This window comes from Paraburkholderia mimosarum LMG 23256 = NBRC 106338, assembly GCF_000739815.1.
In the GTDB taxonomy this organism is placed as follows: domain Bacteria; phylum Pseudomonadota; class Gammaproteobacteria; order Burkholderiales; family Burkholderiaceae; genus Paraburkholderia; species Paraburkholderia mimosarum.
Genome location: NZ_BBJJ01000098.1, coordinates 1 through 18337, shown reverse-complemented (window position 1 = coordinate 18337; position 18337 = coordinate 1). Strand labels below are relative to the sequence as shown.

The window sequence follows — 18337 nt, the reverse complement described above, 5'->3', positions numbered from 1 at the left end:
GAAATCGGCACAAGCGGCTCGAAGCACGAGGCCATGTCGAATTCGGCTGGTGCCGAACGATACCGGACGCTGTCGCCGTTCTGAGCTGGCTATTCCGCACCAAACGCCGTTGGGCCGAGCGCCGCGGCGTGAGCGTTGCCTACTTGAAGGACGATCGGGTTCGGGACTTCTTTGTCGCGCTGGCACGGCGAATGGATCTGTCGAAGGTTCCGCTCGTTGCCTTCGTGAAGGTGGAAGGCGTGACCGTCGCCGCGTCGGTAAACCTCGTGGGATCTCGAACCGTCGAGGGCTTCGTGACGACGTATGACGAGGCATTTGCTGGGTGTTCGGTTGGAGCGCTGCTTGCAGAATTCCTCGTCAAATGGTCTCACGCCAACGGTCGTGATTTCGATTTTCGCCCTCTCGATGCCGAATATAAGGCGAGCTGGGCGAATCGGCGGACATGGCACGAAACACGTGTCGTCATGCTTCGCGCACGTGGCCGTTTGGCGGAATTTTCGTTGTTGTTCGGGCAACTCGTTCGAGTGCGGAGAAAGTGCGCGGAATATGCCATGCGGCTACTCGAGGGCATGAGATCGCCGTGATCCGCCCAATGCCGCGGTGACCGTCGAGCGGAATCGGGAATTGCGCGCGGCCTTGGATTGAAGGCAAGGTGTCGGACGCGATCGGACAGCAGTTCGCCATCCATCAACGGCGATCTGCGCGTGGGCTGGCACTGGCCCGTGAGCGAGCAAGGCTGACGTGCCTGGGCGCCCTGGCCGCACTTTACCGCGCACAACGTCATGATCACCAACCCGAACTGGGCGCGCGGAGGATGAAGACGGTGTAATCGAGCTCTGGTTTGCTCATCACCGTGTCGCGACACTTGACCTGAAAGCAGCACTGCCATGAGTATCAGGTGTCAACGATGTCCTCATACATGTGTCAATCATGTCCCCGTCTGTACACCGCTGCAAAGAAAAGTAGGTGCGCCCCGCACAGGGGCAACGCTAATGGACCGACGGGAACACAAGGAAAGGCCAAAGCAACGAGCCGAACGGCAAAAAAGCAAACCCTCACTCCCCTCCACGTCGCTCATGACTGGGCGCATGCCCAAACTGCACCCGATACGCCTTGCTGAAATGGCAAGGAGAATTGAAGCCACAAATCGCGGTAACACGCGCGATAGAAGTATCGGTCGTGCGCAGCAATTCGCGCGCGCGCTTGAGCCGCAAGGTCAAGTAATAATGCGTAGGCGACACGTTCAGATACGCCTTGAACATGCGCTGCAAATGCCGTTGCGAGAGCCGCACCAGCCGCGCCAGCTCTTCCAGCGAAAGCGGCTCCTTGATATTGGCCTCCATGAGCCGCACGACCTCCACCAGCTCGGCACGCGAAAAGCCAACACGCGCATCCACGGGAATGGGCTGCAAATCGGTCGAACCGCGAATGCGCTCGAGGATGAATTGCTCCGACACCTTCGCGGCCAGCGCTTGCCCGAGGCGCGCGCCGACCAGCTCCAGCATCAGATCCAGCGGCGCGGTGCCGCCCGTGCACGTGAGCCGATCGCGATCGACGACGAACAGCTCGTCCGCAAAGCGCACGCGCGGAAACTCCTCGTGCAACACCGAGAGGTTTTCCCAATGCACGGCGCAGCGATAACCATCGAGCAGCCCACTCGACATCAGCGCGTAAGCACCCGTGCAGATGCCGCCAAGCGGCACGCCGCGCTGCGCCAGCATGGCGAGCGTGGCGCGCACGCCGTCGTTCATGATCTCGCGGATGCGAATGCCCCCGCACACGATCAGCACGTCGGGCAGACACGCAGGATCGAGCGCCTGCGCGGGACGCACCGCGATGCCGTTGCTCGCGCGCGCCGGCGCGCCGTCGAGCGAATAGATCGACCAGCGATAATGATCCGCGCGCCCCACGTAGTTGGCCATGCGCAGCACTTCGACCGCGCTTGAAAACGCGATCATCGAGAAGTTCTGCAACGTCAGGAACCCGAAATGCCGGAAGGACGATGCCGTGCGCACCTCGGCGGCGGGCACGGCGATCTCGGTCGTCACATTGCGCTCCTCAGGAGACGACGGTGGTGGTCGGCCTTACGCCTCGACGACTGCGGGGCGAACGCGCATCAACTGCTTGAGCCCTGCGAACAGCGGCGCTTTCACGGCGCCCGGCGCGCGGCCGAAGCTCTCGGTAATGCGGTCCAGGATGATCGCGAGCAACACGACGGACAGCCCGCTTTCAAAGCCAAGACCGATGTCCAGGCGCTGGATGCTCGCCAGCACGTCGTTGCCGAGTCCGCCCGCGCCCACCATCGAGGCGATGATGACCATGGAGAGCGCCATCATGATGGTCTGGTTCACGCCCTGCATGATGGAGGGCAGCGCATTCGGGAACTGCACCTTGTACAGCAGTTGCCACGGCGTGCAGCCGAATGCCTGTCCGGCTTCCACGATCTCGCGGTTCACGTGCTTGATGCCGAGGCTCGTGAGGCGAACGGCGGGCGGCATCGCGAAGATCACGGTGGACAGAATGCCGGGCACGCGGCCAAGGCCGAACAGCATGGCGGCCGGGATCAGGTAGACGAACGCCGGCATGGTCTGCATCAGGTCGAGAATGGGCCGTACGATGGTTTGCACGAGCTTGCTCTTGGCCGTCCAGATGCCCAGCGGAATGCCGACGACGAGGCTGATGACCGTGGACGAGAGCGTGAGGCCGAGTGTCACGACGGTCTGGTCCCAGAAGCCTGTCGCGTAGATCAGCAACAGCGAACAGGTGGCGAAGATCGCGAAGCGCCAGCCCACGCGCCACAGGCCGATCGCGATGAAAAACGCCATCAGCGCCCACATGGGGATGGCCTGCAAACCATGCTCGACGAGCCCAGCGAAACCTTCAATGGCGCGGCCGACTGCGTCGAAGCTGTTAGCGTCGTGGTCGAGCAGATAGTGAACCGACTGATCGACCCAGTGGCCGATGGGAATGATCTCAGACATGGGCACCTCGATTGCGCGTAATGACCTTCAGAACGGCGGCCTGATCGATGGAGCCGCAATAGCGGCCTTCATCGTCGACCACGGGCAGCGCCGTCGTGTTCGCGCACACACGCGAGACGACTTGCTCCAGCGGTGTGCCGAGCGTGATGCATTCGACCTTCTTGAGCGAGGGCTGCGCGACGCCAATCGAGTCGCGCGTGACGAACCCGCTGATGCGGCGTTGCGCATCGAGCACGAACGCATAATTCGCGCTGCCGTTGAGCGATGAAGCCACGCTCGCTGCATCGAGCGAACGGATGAGCGGCACAGCCTCGCGTTGCATCAGGTCGCCGGCGGTCAGGTAGCGGCTCGTGTCCACGCCGTCGAAGAACGCGCGCACATAGTCATCGGCAGGATTGCTGATGATTTCCTGCGGCGTGCCGATTTGCACGATACGACCGCCTTCCATGATGGCGATGCGACTGCCGATGCGCAGTGCCTCTTCGAGGTCGTGCGAGACGAACATGATCGTGCGGCGCTGCTCCTTTTGCAGTTGCAGCAGCACGTTCTGCATTTCCTTGCGCTTTAACGGATCGAGCGCGGAAAACGCTTCGTCCATGATCATGAGCGAAGGATTCACGGCCAGCGCGCGTGCGAGGCCCACGCGCTGCTGCATGCCGCCCGAAAGCTCGGCGGGCAGCTTTTGCGCGAACGCCGCGAGACCCACCTGCTCCAGCACCGCCAGCGCGCGGCGCTCGCGCTCCTTGCGCGCCACGCCCGCCACCTCGAGGCCGAACGCGGCGTTCGCGAGCACGCTGCGCTGCGGCATGAGCGCGAACGACTGGAACACCATGCTCATGTCGGTGCGGCGCAGCGCGACCAGCTCCGAGCGCTTCACGGCTGCGATATCGCGGCCGTCGATCACGACCTTGCCGGCCGTGGGCTCGACGAGGCGGTTGATGAGCCGGATCAGCGTGGACTTGCCCGAGCCGGAGAGCCCCATCAACACGAAAATCTCGCCTTCCTGCACTTCGAACGAGGCGTTGTTCACGCCGAGCACGTAGCCGGTTTTGGCGAACAGCTCGTCCTTCGTCGCGCCCTTCGCGAGCAACTCGCGTGCGAGCTTCGGGTTGGGACCGAACACCTTGCATAGTCTTTCGACCACGATCTTGGGGGATTTCATCGACTCCGTCTCCTCGAACGGCAGGCGCCGGCCCGCACGGTACGTCTACATGGTTGCCAGAAAAAAGCCTGCCGGGATGGCGAATTGCGACAGACGCCTGCGCAAAAGCGACATGGCGCCCGTCGTTCGCTCAACGCTTACTGCGCACCCGCCCAATCGTTCACGCGGTCGCCATGCGCGGCGATCCAGGTGTCGGCGGCGGCGTCCGGTTTCGCGCCGTTCTGGATCGCCAGCATCACGCTGTCGATCTCGCCCGGCTTCCACTGGAACTTCTTGAGGAACGCCACGACGGGCGGCGCTTTCTTGTTGAGATCCGGGTTGATCACGCTATCCACGTGCTCCGCACCGCCGAAGACCTTCTTCGGATCGTCGAGGAACTTCAGCTTCCACTTCGCGAACATCCAGTGCGGCGCCCAGCCGGTTACGATAATCGGCTTGCTGGCGTGCATCTGGCGCGCCAGTTCCGAGGTCATCGCGCTGCCCGAGCTCGGCATCAGCTGATAGTCGAGGTTGTACGCCTTGATCGCCTCATCCGTTTTCTTCATCACGCCGGCCCCGGCATCGATACCGACGATGCGACCGCCGAAGTCCGCCTTACGGCTCGCCAGATCCGGAATACTGTTCTCCGGCAGATCCGCCGGCACGATCAGGCCGATCTTCGCATCCGGGAAGTTCACGCCCACATCTTCGACCTTCGACTTGAACTGGTCGTAGTAAGCCGCGTGCGTGACCGGCAGCCAGGCGGAAAGCGTCGCATCGAGGTCGCCGCGCGCCACGCCCTGCCACATGATGCCGGCGGCCACGGGCACGAGCTGCACCGGATAGCCGTAGCGCTTCTCGATGACGCGCGCGGCCACGTTCGAGGTCGCCACGCTGTCATCCCAGCCTTCGACATAACCGATCTTCACGGTCGGCTTGCCGTCCGCGAACGCCGGGGCGCTCAAGCTCACCATCGCCGAAAACACACCGGTCCAAAAGAGTTTTCCTGCCAGCTTCATGGTCGATCTCCTGTGATATGGGCAAGCGCCCCGTGCATCTGCAGATTCGCCCGCCACAATCTGCCGCTAGCGTCGATTTACGACGTCTTCTTGTCGTTGCGCGACGCGCGCGCTATTTATCGACGACGAGGTCGGACAGCGGCTTCGAGCAGCACAGCAGCGCCATGCCCTGATCGATTTCCCGCTGGCGAATGCCGCCGCTATGCTTCATTTCCACCTGCCCGGAAACCAGCTTGACCTTGCAGGTGCCGCACATGCCCTGGCTGCACGAGGAAGCGAGCCGCACGCCCGCCTGACGCGCCGCGTCGAGCACCGTTTGCTGGGCGCCGCATTCAATCTCGCGGCGGCTCTTCGCGAACGTGATCTTGAAGCTCGCCGCTTCGACAGATGACTCCGCCGTGGGCGACGCAGCCGGTGCTTCGCCTGGCCCCGCGAGCGATTCGAATGAAAAACTCTCTTCGTGATAGTGCTCGCGCGCAAACCCCGCTTCGTCGAGCAGATCGCGCACGGCCTTCATGTAGGGCGCCGGGCCGCAGGTGAAGATCTCGCGCTCCATGAAATCCGGCGCAATGAGCTTCAACAGGGGCAGCGAGAGAAACCCGGTCACGCCGGACCAGCCGGTGCGCCCCCCTACCCGCTCGCACACGAACGACGTGCGGAAGTTCGCGCGGCTCGACGCGATCAGCTCCAGTTCACGAGCGAAGATGATGTCGTCGGGCGTGCGCGCGCTGTGCACGAAAACGATGTCGCGGTCCTCCGCGAGATCGTGATGCGCTCGGCTCATCGACATCAGCGGCGTGATGCCGGATCCCGCGGAAAGAAACAGATATTTCGGCGCGGGATGCCGTGCGCAGGTGAACTCGCCCGCCGGGCCGAGCACACGCAGCGCCATGCCTGGGCGCAGGTTGTCGTGCAGCCAGTTGGAGACCTTGCCGCCCGGCACGCGCTTGACCGTGATCGAGATCGTATGGGGCCGCGCGGGCGACGACGAAATCGTGTAGCACCGGTTGACCGGTTCGCCGTCTATCTCGAGTTCGAGCGTGAGGAACTGCCCCGGCTCGAATGAGAACGCGCGGCCCTGCGGCGAGCGCAGGAAAAAACTCTTCACGTCGTGCGTTTCCTGCCAGACGTGGCAGCACACGAGTGTTTCCTCGACTTCGCTCGTCCACCGCTCGGGCAGCGCGCCCCAGAACGCGGGGCGCGTCACGCGGCTTTCGCGGTGATCGAGTGGGTCGCGCGGGTCAAACTGGGCCGCATCTCGCATCATGTCAAACTCCGCTTCCTTTGCTTTGCACGCTGCGTCATGCGCCGATCTGCGCGGCGAGACGGCCGACATACCAGGCCGAGAACTTTTCGACGAGCCCTTCCGTGTACGGCGAATACGGTCCCGGCTCGTAGGCGCTGCTCGCGGCGCCGCGCTGCGAATACTCCACCAGCGTGCGATCCTGGTTGTTGGTCGCGTTCCAGACGGCGGTGAGGTTATCCACGTCGTAGTCGATGCCTTCGCGTGCGTCCTTGTGGACGAGCCAGCGCGTGCGCACGAGCGTTTCGCCGGCCGAAAGCGGAATCACCGAAAACGAAACGATGTGATCGCTCATGAAGTGATGCCACGAATTGGGCTGCGTCCAGAACGAGAGACCGCCGAGATCGGCCGAGCGGAATTCGCCGAGCAGCTTCTTCGAGGCGACTTTCGCATCGAGCGTCTGCGATTCGCCGCAGCGGTCGAGCGGCAGGCGCTGCGTGCGAAAGCCGGTGACGTCCAGCAATTTTTCGATTTCGACCGAAGGCAGGTCCATCGCTTCCCACTGCTTCGCGCGCTCGTTGCAGGTGCGCACGAAGGCGTCCATGCCTTCCGCGTTGGCGGCCGTGCGGGCGTAGCCAAAGCCGTATTCATAGAGCGAGATCGTGAGCTCGGGGTGGTTCGCCACGCAGTGATAGCACTCGCGATTGTTCTCCATCACGAGCTTCCAGTTGCCCTTCTCGATGATGTCGACCTGCGCGGCGACCTTGCAGCCCGCGAGGTCGTGCGGCAGCAGATACGGCTCCATCGCGGCGCGCATGAGCGCGAAGTCGTCGGGGGGATTCTCGGCGAGGCACACGAAAATCAGGCCCGCGAGGTTCTCCACATGCACATGCTTGAGGCTGTGCTTGCAGCGGTCGAACTGCTCGCCCATGTGCTCGGCGAACATCAGCGCGCCCGTGAGGTTGTAGGTCCAGCTGTGATACGGGCAGACGATATTGCCCACCGAGCCCTTGTCTTCATTGCACAGGCGCGCGCCGCGGTGGCGGCATACGTTGTGGAACGCGCGCACCTGCATGTCGTCGTCGCGCACGATCAGGATCGAGTCTCCCGCCAGCTCGACGGTCACATAGTCGCCCGGCTCCGGAATTTCCGCCTCCGTGGCGACCTCGATCCAGTGTTGCCGGAAAATCGCCTCCATGTCGAGCGCGAAAATCTCCTCGCTCAAATAGAAAGGGGCTTCCAGGCTGTAACCCTCTTTGCGACGCTCGATCAGCGCGCGAATTTCTGCCGATACTTTCATCGTATGCTCCGGATTTTTCATCCAAGTTCGTTGCCGACAGACCAGTGAAATCAGTAATCGATGAGTTGATGCTCGCGCAAATACGCGAGGATCACTTGTGCTTTTTCGACCGAACTCCCCTCAATTACGACGTTTCCGCCCCGGCTTTCGGTCGTGGTCGCCGAGAGCATGCGTGCGTGGCCCGAGCGCTTTTCCGCGGCGGCGAGGCGCACGGGCTTGCGCTCGACTGCGCCCACCGTCCATGCGGCGGCTTCGTCTGCGCTCACGGGCGTGGCGCCCTGGCGCTTTATCGTGCCGGCACGAAGGCGCGCATAGGCGTAACGGGGCTGTGCGTTGGCGAGCGGATGCACGGCGATCACGGCGGGCAGCGCCGTCTGGACGCGCCGGCGCAAGCCTTTGGGCAGGAATTGCCTGACCACGGCGGCGCCGGCGGCCTCGTCCACGTCGATATCGACCGCGCCGCCAACGATCGGCACGCCGAGCGCAGCCGCCACGCGGTACGGCAGCATGCCGCTGTCGTGCGTGCCTTCGGCACGCGTGCCGGTCAGGACGAGGTCGTAGCCGCGCACGCGTTCGGCGAGCATGCGGGCCGCGTCGTCGGCCGGCGTGCATGAGAGCACCCCGACTTCGTGCGCACCGAGCGCGAGATATTCGGCGAGCGCGGGATCGGCGGGGTCGCCCGCGTGCAGCACGTCGAGGCGCGCCTGGTGGCGCCCAGCGAGCGTGCGTCCGAGCTCGAGCGCCAGCGCGTCGTTGCGGCTGTAGCGCGGCGCGCCGCTCAGGGGGTGGCGCCCGACGGAGACGAGCACCGCGATGCGCTCGACCCGGCGCTGAGGATAATTGCGCGCGTTCATGCGGCGACTCCTGCGGAATGCGTTACGTCACTTACGGCGCTCGCCCCGCCACGCTTCGCGCGCGCGGCCTGCACCTGCTCGATCAGGGCGGCGATCGTGCCCTGCGCGTCGCCAACCACGGTCAGGTTGGCGCGCTTCGCGATCGGCGCGCTGCCGTCGAGATTCACGGCGATCACATGGCGGCAATCCTTGATGCCCTGCAGATGCTGCACGGCGCCCGAAATGCCGAACGCGATATACACGCTCGCCTCGACCGTCTTGCCGGTCGCGCCCACTTGCTTGTCGCGCGTGAAGTGACCGTTGTCGACGGCCACGCGGCTCGCGCCGATCGCCGCGCCGAAGGTGCCCGCGAGCTGCTCGAACGCGCCGATGTCGGTCACGCCGTTGCCCGCAGACACGATGAAATCGGCTTCTTCGAGCGCGACCTGGGCGGCGTCGATGGCTTCGAGGCCCAGATCCCTGTATGGCGACGCGACGTCGTTCGCTGGCCGGATGAAATCGCCCGCGAGGCGCTCGCCGGCGCCGACGAACGGCAGCTTCGCATCGACCGCGTTCTGCGCGAGCAGGATCACGTCGGGCAGCGAGCGCGACGCCCACGCGCGCTTCGCCTGTTCATACACGCCCACGTGCTTCGCATCGATCTCGACCACATGCGTCGCCACACTCGCCCCGGCCGAAGCCGCGTAACGGCGGCCCAGGTCGCCGTCACCGCTCGCGTTGTCGGGCAGGAACACATGTTTCGGTGCGAGCGTCGCCGCGCAGGCCTGCAACGCGCGCAGTTCGCTTTCCGGCGCGAACGTGCGGCGATCGAAGCCGGGCAGTTCGATCAGTTTGTCCACGCCCAGCGCCGCTGCGTCGTCCTTCAGTTCGCCGAACACGAGGAGCGCCACTTCGGTTTGCGCATCGGCGAGCAGCGCGGCGGCCGCGATGGCCTGGCATGCGTGATCGTCGAGTGCGCCGCGTTCGGGATGTGCGGCCACGAGCACGTAATGCTTCGGATCGCTAATCAGACGACGGGGCTTCGCGGCACTCGAGTGGCCGTGTTGCGCCGGCCAGTGCGCGCCGCTTGCGTCAGCGCTGCCGGTTTCGCCCAGCGTGATGCGCCTGAGACCGGCCGCCGTGACGACGAATGGGCGGCGCGGATCGACTCGTTTGAGGTTGTTCATCGATTCACTCCAGCGAAGCGGCCACGAGTTCGGCCACGTCGAGCACATCAGGGCGCGGGCCGACTACGCCTTCGAGCATCGCCGTGCACTGCGGGCAGCCCACGGCGACCACATCGGCCTGGACCGCGCGGGCGTCGGCGATGCGGATGTCGGGAATGCGCTGCTTGCCGGGGATGTCGGTGAGCGGCGCGCCGCCACCACCGCCGCAGCAGCGTGCGCGCATGCCGTGACGCTCCATCTCGACGACCTGGATGCCGATCGTCTTCAGCAGCTTGCGCGGCGCTTCGGTCTCGCCGTTGTAGCGGCCCAGGTAGCAGGGGTCGTGGTACGTCGTGCGCTTTTCGGCGAGCGCCTGCACGGCCTTCGGCACGATGCGTCCCGTTGCGGCGAGCTCCGCGAGAAAAGTCGTGTGATGGAGCACCTCGTACCTCGCGCCGAGCGCGCGGTACTCGTTGCGCAGGCTGTGCATGACGTGCGGATCGGCGGTGACGATGCGCGCGAAGTTCAGCGTGGCGAGCGTCGCCATCATCTGCTTCGCCATGTGCTGGAACGTCGCTTCGTCGCCGAGGCGGCGCGCCACGTCGCCGGTGTCCGTCTCGCGTTCGCCCAGCACCGCATAGTCCACGCCCGCCTTGTTGAGCACCTTCACGAGCGCACGCAGCGTGCGCTGATACCGCATATCGAATGCGCCTTCGCCCGCCACCACGAGCACATCCACGCGCTTGCCCGGTTGCGCGACGGGCGCGCTGAGATCGACTGACCAGTCGTAGCGCGCCGCCTTGTCATAGCCGCCCGCCGTGCCGGTTTCGCGCAGGTTCGCGAGCACCTCCGGCCCCTTGCCCGGCACTTCGCCGTGGACGAGGGTCTGGTTGCGGCGCATGTCGACGATCGCATCGACGTGCTCGATCAGCATCGGGCACTCCTGCACGCAGGCGCGGCAGGTCGTGCACGACCACAGCGTTTGCGCTTCGATCAGGCCCGAGACGATCGGGCCTTCAGGCGTGCCGCGATGCTGGCCCACGGGAATGCCCGGCGTGGGGCTGCCCGCATAGGCGGCGTCGGAGCCGCCCGCCATGCCCACCACGAGATCCTGAATCAGCTTCTTCGGATTGAGCGGCTGGCCCGAGGCGAATGCGGGGCACGCGGCCTCGCATTTGCCGCACTGCACGCACGCGTCGAAGCTCAGCAACTGGTTCCAGCGAAACTCCACGGGCTTCGCCACGCCATATTCCTGCTTCTCCCCGATGTCGGGGAGCTTCAGCGCCGTCGGCGGCGTAGCCGTGCCGTTACCGGTCCAGCCTTCGCGCGTGGCCGCAAAACGCTCCTGACGCGGATGGAATGCAAGGTGCAGCAGGCCGGCAATTGCGTGCTTCATCGGGCCGCCCTTCGCGGCGCCAAACGTCATCGCGAACGCGCCGATGCCGATCAGGACCGCGCAGCTCACCGCGAACGCCTTTGACATCGCCGACGCGGGCACGACCGTATACAGCATCAGCCCGAGCGCAAACGAGCCGAGCAGCCACGGCAGCGCATTCCACGGACCTTTCGACAGCCGCGCCGGCACATCCTTCGCATGACGGCGGCGCCACACGAACACTGCGCCGATGAACATGGCGAGCGCCGCGAGAAAGATCAGCTTGTCGAGCCACGGCGAATAGATCGCGAGCCCATAGTTGACGAACACGAGCGCGAGCGCCGCGATCGCACCGCCCGCCGTGGCGACGTGCGTCTTCGCGATATACGGATCGCGCGCCACCACGTGGTGCAGGTCGACGAAATAACGCTTCGGGATGCTGAACAGCTTGCCAACGCCGACGGAGCCAGGCACAGCGGCGCGCCCCACCCGCCAGCAGGCAGAGCGCTTCGCGACCGCGAACGCGAGCCCCGCCATCGAAAGCCACAGCAGCGCGGTAATGAGCCAGGTCGGATTCATGGTTCAGAAGTCCTTGGCGAGCCGCAGCGCGTCGTAAATCGCGCCATGGATGTTGTGCAGGGAGATGCAGTCGCCCACGCGGAACAGCAGGAAGCGGCCATTGCCGAGCTCTTCGGAGAGACAAGGCTGCGCCTCGGCCGCAAACAGCTTGTGCACGTCCACCTGGCCGCGGTTGACCGATTCGGGCTTGAGCTTCCAGTACAGGCTGTCATTGGGCGTGCTGCCGTTTTCGATCACCACCTGATCGACTGCGCGCTCCTCCTGCTCCTCGGTGTACTCGTTGCGCAGCACCGCGATCTTCTTGCCGTCTTCCTCGTACACGCGATCGAGCCAGTAATTCGGCGTATGAATCACGCCTTGCGCGTAGAGACGGCGATAGAAAATCGGAAACGTCGTGCCGCCCACATCGTCGGCGACCTTCACGTCGGGCGTGACGATTTCGACCTTCGAACCGCGGCTCGAAATGAAATCGGCAACACCGGCGCCTGCATGCGTGCTCACACCGTCGTAGACCAGTACGTTCTGCTTCGGCTCGACTTTGCCGCTCAGAATGTCCCACGAACTGACCGCGAGCCCGTCTTCCACACCCCATGCCGGAACCTGGTTCGTGAAACTCGACCCGCCCGTGGCGAGCACGATGATGTCGGGCTTCTCCGCGAGAATCGTCTTTTCGTCGGCGCTCACGCCAAGGCGGCGATCGACGCCAATGCGCTTCGTCTCCATGTCGAACCAGCGCACGATGCCCGCCATCTGCTCGCGCTGCGGCGCTTTCGCCGCCAGCAGAATCTGGCCGCCCACGGCGTCGTTCTTCTCGAACAGCACGACGTCATGGCCGCGCAGCCGCGCCACGCGGGCGGCCTCGAGCCCGGCCGGGCCCGCACCGACCACCACGACCTTGCGCTTCGGCCCGCGCGACTTCTCGATGACGTGCGGCATGGTCGCCTCGCGCGAGGTCGCCGCGTTCTGCACGCACAGCACGTCCAGGCCGTTGTACTGGCGGTCGATGCAATAGTTGGCGCCCACGCACTGCTTGATTTCGTCTTCGCGGCCGTCACGGATCTTGATGACCATGTGCGGGTCCGCAATCTGTGCGCGCGTCATGCCGACGAGATCGACCATGCCGCTCGCGAGCAGGCGCTCGGCCTGGCCCGCGTCGCGAATGCTCTGGGCATGCATGACCGGCAGCTTGACCACGGACTTGATGCCCGCCGCGAGATGCACGAACGGCTCGGGCGGCAGTGCCATGGGCGGCATGCAGTTCGCGAGCGTGTTGTGCGTGTCCGCGCCGGAGCCGATCACGCCGAGATAATCGATGAGCCCCGTTTCCGCCATCGCCTGCGCGATTTCCTTCAACTGCTCGTGATCGAGGCCGTCTTCGTGGAACTCGTCGCCGCACATGCGCAGGCCGACGCAGAAGTCCTTGCCCACCGCCTCACGCACGGCCTTGAGCACCTCGACGCCGAAGCGCAGACGGTTTTCGAGCGAGCCGCCCCATTCGTCGGTGCGAAAGTTCGTGCGCGGGCTCCAGAACTGGTCGATCAGATGCTGGTGCGCCGCCGAAATCTCGATGCCGTCCATGCCCGCATCCTTCACGCGCTTCGCGGCAGCCGCAAAGTCGCCGATGATGCGGCGGATCTCCTCGACTTCGATGATCTTCGCGTTGCCGCGATGCACGGGCTCGCGCACGCCCGAAGGCGACATCAGATGCGGCCAGTGCTCGCCATGAAACGCCGAGCGGCGGCCCATGTGGGTGGCCTGAATCATGATCTTCGCGCCGTGCCGGTGCATGGCTTCCGCGAGACGCGCAAGCGGATCGATGATCTTGTCGGTCGCGAGATTCACCGACTTCCACCAGCCCTGCGGACTGTCGATCGACACCGGGCTCGACCCGCCGCACACGGCCAGGCCCACGCCGCCCTTGGCTTTTTCCTCGTAGTAGCGGATGTAGCGGTCGCCCGGCAAGCCGCCCGGCTCCGCGTAGACCTCGGCGTGAGCCGTGCTGACGATGCGGTTGCGCAGCGTGAGCTGATTGAGGGTCAAGGGTTTGAAGAGATTCGGGTAGCGCATCGCAGAAGACCTCTGGCGTTCGTGTCTTTCGGTAAGTCCTGTATTACGGGGCGCGCGGTCGTTCAGGCAGCGATCGGCGAGACTTCGAATACGCAATGCGCGTGTCCTTCGGCGGCGCATTGCACTTCCTTCGACTGGGCACGCGGCGCATTTTTGCCGTTTGCCGTGGTGTCGTTGACCCAGTCCATCGCGCCCGCGAACCAGCCCGCGAACATGTAGCAAAGCTTGCCTTCCTTGCCCGGCTGCGCGAGCACGAAAGACGAATGGCGCAGCTCGATCTTCGCGCGCGCCGCGGCCGGGTCGGCCTCGCGTATCGTGAAGAGGCCCCAGCCGCGCTGCGAAAGGCGCTTCAGGTAATGCTCGAACACGGCCATGCCTTCGATGCCGTGCTTCTCGGCTTCCTTCGCGCACCAGTGGTATGCGGACTTGTAGCCGGCCTTGTAGAGAATCTCCGCATACGCGTCGCGGCCGAGCGCCTCTTCTACCGCGGTGTGATTGTTGGTGAAGAAGTGACGCGGCACGTACAGCATCGGCAGCGCGTCCGTGGTCCAGACACCGGTGGCGGGATCGACATCGATGGGCAGTTGCGGTTGCATTTCGTGGGGCTCCAGTGATTCAGTGAGCGAATTATTTAGGGTTTCTAAGTAGCTGGATTGGATCTTCTGTGCGATGCGCTCGGGGCTTTACGCCCCGACGCTCAACCGCCCCAGACCTCGCCGAACACGCGCAGCCAGTTCTCGCCCATCACCTTCTTGATGCGCGACTCGCTCCAGCCCGCCTTTTGCATCGCCGCCGTGAGATTCGGGAATTCGCCGATCGTGCGGATGCCTTCGGGGTTGACGACCTTGCCGAAATTGGTGAGGCGGCGGTAACGGCCTTTGTCGTGCGTAATCCAGTCGAAGAACTCGGTGCTGTAGCCTTGCGTGAAGTCCGTGCCGATGCCCACACGGTCTTCGCCGATCAGATCGACGACGTATTCGATAGCTTCGAGATAATCCTCGACGGTCGAATCCGCGCCCTTCTTGAGGAACGGCGCGAACATCGTCACGCCCACGAAACCGTTCGCGTCGGCGATCTCCTTCAGCTGCTCGTCGGTCTTGTTGCGCGGGTGCTCCTTCAGGCCCGAAGGACAGCAGTGCGAATACGTGACCGGCTTCTTCGAGCAGGCAATCGCGTCCGAGGAAGTCTTCCCGCCAACGTGCGAAAGATCGACCATGATGCCCACGCGGTTCATCTCCTGGATCACTTCGCGCCCATAGCCGGAGAGGCCGCCGTCCGGTTCATAGCAACCGGTGCCGACCAGGTTTTGCGTGTTGTAGCAAAGCTGCACGACGTTCACGCCGAGTTCCTTGAACACCTCGATATAGCCGAGGTTGTCCTCGAACGCATACGAGTTCTGGAAGCCGAAGATGATGCCCGTCTTGTTCTCTTTCTTGGCGCGCAGAATGTCGTCGGTCGTGCGCACGAGCGTGAGGATCTCGCTGTACTCGCGGATCTGCTGCTTCATCTGCGCGATGTTGTCCACTGTCTTCTGGAAGTCCTCCCAGACGGAAACCGTGCAGTTGACGGCCGTCACGCCGCCCTTGCGCATGTCTTCGAACACCGAGCGCTCGAATTTCGAAATGTTCAGGCCGTCGATGATGATGCTGTTGTCGTGCAGAGTGCTCATTGGCCAGCTCCGGATCTCGCGTATTGAATTGAAAGGCGGTGGTGTGACGAATCAAGCCTGCGTGTAGATCGGAAAGCGCTCGCACAAGGCGAAGATCTCGCGGCGTACGCGCTGCTCGGTAGCGGCGTCGCCTTCCGGGTGCGTACGCAGTGCATCGAACACTTCGAGAATCAGTCGGCCGATTTCGCGGAACTCGTCCACGCCGAAGCCGCGCGTCGTGCCTGCCGGCGTGCCGAGGCGAATGCCGGAAGTGACCGTGGGCTTTTCCGTGTCGAACGGGATGCCGTTCTTGTTGCAGGTGATGCCGGCGCGCTCGAGCGCCTGCTCGACCTGATTGCCCTTGAGGCCCTTCGGGCGCAGATCGACGAGCAGCAGATGGTTGTCGGTACCGCCTGTCACGAGGTCCACGCCGCCCGCCTTCAGCACCTCGCCGAGCGCCTTCGCGTTGGCGAGCACGCTGTCGATATAGGTCCTGAAGCTATCTTCGAGCGCTTCGCCGAACGCCACGGCCTTGCCGGCGATCACGTGCATGAGCGGGCCGCCTTGCAGGCCGGGGAACACCGCCGAGTTGATCTTCTTCGCGATCTCCTCGTCATTGGTGAGCACGAAGCCGCCGCGCGGGCCGCGCAGCGTCTTGTGCGTCGTGGACGTGACGACGTGCGCGTGCTCGACCGGGTTCTGATGGCGCCCCGCGGCGATGATGCCCGCGATATGCGCCATGTCCACCATCAGCTTCGCGCCCACCGAGTCCGCAATGGCGCGAAAGCGCGCGAAATCGAGGGCACGCGGGTAGGCGGAAAAGCCGGCGATGATGAGGCTGGGCTTGTGCTGCTGCGCGAGTTCCTCGACCTGGTCGTAATCGATCAGCATGGTTTCGCGGTTCACGCCGTACTGCACGGCGTTGAACCACTTGCCCGAGAGCGCGGGCTTCGCGCCGTGCGTGAGGTGGCCGCCCGCATCGAGCGACATGCCGAGCACGGTGTCGCCCGGCTTAGCGAGCGCGAGCATCACCGAGCCGTTGGCCTGCGCGCCCGAGTGCGGCTGCACGTTGGCGAAACCCGCGTTGAAAAGCTGCTTGATGCGGCTGATGGCGAGCGCTTCCACCTCGTCGGCGAATTCGCAGCCGCCGTAATAGCGCTTGCCCGGATAGCCTTCCGCGTACTTGTTGGTCAGCACCGAGCCCTGGGCCTCTAGCACGGCGCGCGACACGATGTTTTCGGACGCGATCATTTCGACCTGGGACTGCTGCCGCTCGAGTTCTTTCAGGATGCTGTTGCGCACGGCGTGGTCACGTTGCGCGAGCGTTTGCGAAAAGAAGGGTTGAGTGTTCGACATAGGGCTTCCGTGACGATGAATGAAGGACTGCCTGTAGTGCTGGAGGCCCCGTCGTGACTGGCTTTGACGCCCTTTGAAACCGGCTGGCCTGACTGGGACCGACGGTTATATTCTTGTCGTTCGAATAAGCGCCCAACGTCGAAATTCAGACGTGTTCTTTTCCTTTTCCGCCATCCGCGTCCATTTTTCACAAGTGGCCGGCCTTCGCCCATTGGCGGTTCGCCGTTCGCCCGTGCTTCCCGAGCCGAAATAATTACCCTGCATTGCGATGCACCAATCCCGCACTCTCGTTCTTTTTCCTGCCGGCATTTTTGTCCAGATGACTCAGGGTTTTGCCGCATGGCACACTGGGCCCGCGAAATTCGAAAATTGCGGTAGCGTTGCCGGCCCCCCGCCCGGCCTCCGGGCCTCGCCGGTGAACCGGCCGAGAAGCCGTTGACCACAAGGAATCGTTCCCCATGCTGCCGGATCGCACAGCGTCGCTGGCGCACTTCGCGTTCATGCCGCTGCCCGACTTCACGATGATCGCTTTCACGAACGCGATCGAAGTCCTTCGTATGGCTAATTACCTGAGCGGCCAGCCGCTTTACAGGTGGTCGATCATTAGCCCGGAAGGCGGTCCCGTCACGTCCAGCAACGGCCTTTCCATCGACACCGGACCGGCCGAGTGCGTGGGGCAGCCCGATATCGTGTTCGTGTGCGGCGGTATCGACGTGCAGCGCGCCACCACGCCGGCGCATCTGGCCGCGTTGCGCCGTTTCGCGCGCATGGGCGTAGCGCTCGGCAGCCTGTGCACCGGCACCTATGCACTGGCGAAGGCTGGGCTGCTGGCCGGCTATGCATGCGCGATTCACTGGGAAAACATGTCGGCGCTGAAGGAAGAGTTTCCTTCCACGCGCTTTTTGAAGGAGCTCTTCGTCATCGATCGCGACCGCGTGACCTGCACTGGCGGAGTCGCGCCGCTCGACATGATGCTGCACCTCATCACGCCGCGCGTGGGGACCGCTCGCGTCACGCAGATCGCCGAGCAGTTCGTGGTCGAGCACGTGCGCGACACCTCCGCGCAGCAACGCATGCCGCTCGTCGCGCGGCTCGGCTCGGCGAACAAATCGCTCTTCGAAGTCATCTCGCTCATGGAGAACAATATCGAAGAGCCGCTTTCGCGCGAGGAGCTCGCGCGGCTTGCGAACATGTCACAGCGGCAGTTGCAGCGGCTCTTTCACGAGCATCTCGGGATGACGCCGACGCACTACTATTTGACGCTGCGCTTGCGGCGTGCGCGTGAGCTGTTGTTGCAGACCGATATGTCGATCATGCAGATCACGATGGCCTGCGGTTTTCAGTCGGCTTGTCACTTCAGCAAGAGCTATCGGGATGCGTTTGGCAGTGCGCCTACCGGGGAACGGCGGAAGCGGATCGCGCCGCTTTCTGGGTTGGATTCGCCTGCGGTTGTTGCTGTTTCTGCAGCGGTGCATGCCTGAAGCTTGTTTTCGCGGCGGTCTATTAGCGTTCGCCCTGCGCGAGGCGGCGCCTGCTTTGCTTTGCTTTGCACAGCGGCAAAGATCGCGGCGCATGCGCTTGAAACTTGTGTTCGCGTCGGTCTGTTAGCGTTGCCCCTGTGCGGGGCGG

The 18337-nt window shown here is 64.1% G+C and carries 13 protein-coding genes and 2 pseudogenes; 2 read left to right on the top strand and 13 right to left on the bottom strand.

The window, feature by feature from the left end; translation table 11 throughout:
• On the top strand, positions 1-584 hold a 584-nt coding region (locus BMI01S_RS32925; RefSeq protein WP_042292097.1), incomplete at its 5' end, for a GNAT family N-acetyltransferase.
• Positions 585-1055: 471 nt separating this feature from the next.
• On the opposite strand, the gene BMI01S_RS32920 is transcribed toward BMI01S_RS32925, so the two are convergent.
• The 13 genes and pseudogenes from BMI01S_RS32920 to BMI01S_RS32860 form a co-directional block, all read right to left on the bottom strand.
• On the bottom strand, positions 1056-2048 hold the full coding sequence (locus BMI01S_RS32920) for a GlxA family transcriptional regulator (protein WP_028212556.1): 993 nt from the start codon (positions 2046-2048) through the stop codon (positions 1056-1058).
• A gap of 36 nt (positions 2049-2084) precedes the next feature.
• Positions 2085-2981: a choline ABC transporter permease subunit gene (gene choW, locus BMI01S_RS32915; protein ID WP_028212555.1), complete on the bottom strand. Its 897-nt coding sequence runs from the start codon at positions 2979-2981 to the stop codon at positions 2085-2087.
• Positions 2974-4256: pseudogene (locus BMI01S_RS32910) on the bottom strand (quaternary amine ABC transporter ATP-binding protein); the annotation flags it as partial. The pseudogene BMI01S_RS32910 and the gene choW, both read right to left, overlap by 8 nt.
• Positions 4257-4280: 24 nt before the next feature.
• Positions 4281-5141 carry a glycine betaine ABC transporter substrate-binding protein gene (locus BMI01S_RS32905; protein WP_028212553.1) on the bottom strand — a complete coding sequence of 287 codons (861 nt, stop codon included), beginning with the start codon at positions 5139-5141 and terminating at the stop codon, positions 4281-4283.
• Between the two features lie 112 nt (positions 5142-5253).
• Positions 5254-6408 (bottom strand): FAD-binding oxidoreductase, encoded by a 1155-nt coding sequence (locus tag BMI01S_RS32900; protein WP_028212552.1) that lies wholly within the window; start codon positions 6406-6408, stop codon positions 5254-5256.
• A gap of 34 nt (positions 6409-6442) precedes the next feature.
• Entirely contained in the window at positions 6443-7684 is a 1242-nt protein-coding gene (locus tag BMI01S_RS32895; RefSeq protein ID WP_028212551.1) for an aromatic ring-hydroxylating oxygenase subunit alpha, read from the bottom strand.
• Between the two features lie 50 nt (positions 7685-7734).
• A complete protein-coding gene (locus BMI01S_RS32890) occupies positions 7735-8538 on the bottom strand; it encodes a drug:proton antiporter (protein WP_028212550.1) in 804 nt (267 codons plus the stop codon).
• The gene (locus tag BMI01S_RS32885) at positions 8535-9704 is read right to left on the bottom strand and encodes an electron transfer flavoprotein subunit alpha/FixB family protein (RefSeq protein WP_028232559.1); all 1170 of its coding nucleotides are present in this window, start codon (positions 9702-9704) and stop codon (positions 8535-8537) included. Before BMI01S_RS32885 ends, BMI01S_RS32890 begins: the two co-directional genes overlap by 4 nt.
• A gap of 4 nt (positions 9705-9708) precedes the next feature.
• A complete protein-coding gene (locus BMI01S_RS32880) occupies positions 9709-11637 on the bottom strand; it encodes a (Fe-S)-binding protein (protein ID WP_028212548.1) in 1929 nt (642 codons plus the stop codon).
• Between the two features lie 3 nt (positions 11638-11640).
• Entirely contained in the window at positions 11641-13704 is a 2064-nt protein-coding gene (locus BMI01S_RS32875; RefSeq protein ID WP_028212547.1) for an NADH:flavin oxidoreductase, read from the bottom strand.
• Positions 13705-13766: 62 nt separating this feature from the next.
• Complete coding sequence (locus BMI01S_RS32870) at positions 13767-14300, bottom strand: DUF5943 domain-containing protein (protein WP_028212546.1); 534 nt, start codon at positions 14298-14300, stop codon at positions 13767-13769.
• Positions 14301-14401: 101 nt separating this feature from the next.
• Entirely contained in the window at positions 14402-15373 is a 972-nt protein-coding gene (locus BMI01S_RS32865; RefSeq protein ID WP_028212545.1) for a dipeptidase, read from the bottom strand.
• A 51-nt stretch (positions 15374-15424) separates the two neighbouring features.
• Positions 15425-16708: a serine hydroxymethyltransferase gene (locus BMI01S_RS32860; RefSeq protein ID WP_028212544.1), complete on the bottom strand. Its 1284-nt coding sequence runs from the start codon at positions 16706-16708 to the stop codon at positions 15425-15427.
• A gap of 443 nt (positions 16709-17151) precedes the next feature.
• Here BMI01S_RS32860 and BMI01S_RS32855 point away from each other — a divergent pair.
• Positions 17152-18189 (top strand): annotated as a pseudogene (locus BMI01S_RS32855) (GlxA family transcriptional regulator); the annotation flags it as partial.
• Between the last annotated feature and the right edge of the window lie 148 nt (positions 18190-18337).

What these genes read in the sequence shown, in the direction of transcription:
- BMI01S_RS32870 (WP_028212546.1), bottom strand. Translation starts at nt 14,300, where the DNA reads ATGCAACCGCAACTGCCCATCGATGTCGATCCCGCCACCGGTGTCTGG.
- BMI01S_RS32880 (WP_028212548.1), bottom strand. Translation starts at nt 11,637, where the DNA reads ATGAATCCGACCTGGCTCATTACCGCGCTGCTGTGGCTTTCGATGGCG.
- choW (WP_028212555.1), bottom strand. Translation starts at nt 2,981, where the DNA reads ATGTCTGAGATCATTCCCATCGGCCACTGGGTCGATCAGTCGGTTCAC.
- BMI01S_RS32865 (WP_028212545.1), bottom strand. Translation starts at nt 15,373, where the DNA reads ATGAGCACTCTGCACGACAACAGCATCATCATCGACGGCCTGAACATT.
- BMI01S_RS32885 (WP_028232559.1), bottom strand. Translation starts at nt 9,704, where the DNA reads ATGAACAACCTCAAACGAGTCGATCCGCGCCGCCCATTCGTCGTCACG.
- BMI01S_RS32875 (WP_028212547.1), bottom strand. Translation starts at nt 13,704, where the DNA reads ATGCGCTACCCGAATCTCTTCAAACCCTTGACCCTCAATCAGCTCACG.
- BMI01S_RS32905 (WP_028212553.1), bottom strand. Translation starts at nt 5,141, where the DNA reads ATGAAGCTGGCAGGAAAACTCTTTTGGACCGGTGTGTTTTCGGCGATG.
- BMI01S_RS32890 (WP_028212550.1), bottom strand. Translation starts at nt 8,538, where the DNA reads ATGAACGCGCGCAATTATCCTCAGCGCCGGGTCGAGCGCATCGCGGTG.
- BMI01S_RS32860 (WP_028212544.1), bottom strand. Translation starts at nt 16,708, where the DNA reads ATGTCGAACACTCAACCCTTCTTTTCGCAAACGCTCGCGCAACGTGAC.
- BMI01S_RS32900 (WP_028212552.1), bottom strand. Translation starts at nt 6,408, where the DNA reads ATGATGCGAGATGCGGCCCAGTTTGACCCGCGCGACCCACTCGATCAC.
- BMI01S_RS32895 (WP_028212551.1), bottom strand. Translation starts at nt 7,684, where the DNA reads ATGAAAGTATCGGCAGAAATTCGCGCGCTGATCGAGCGTCGCAAAGAG.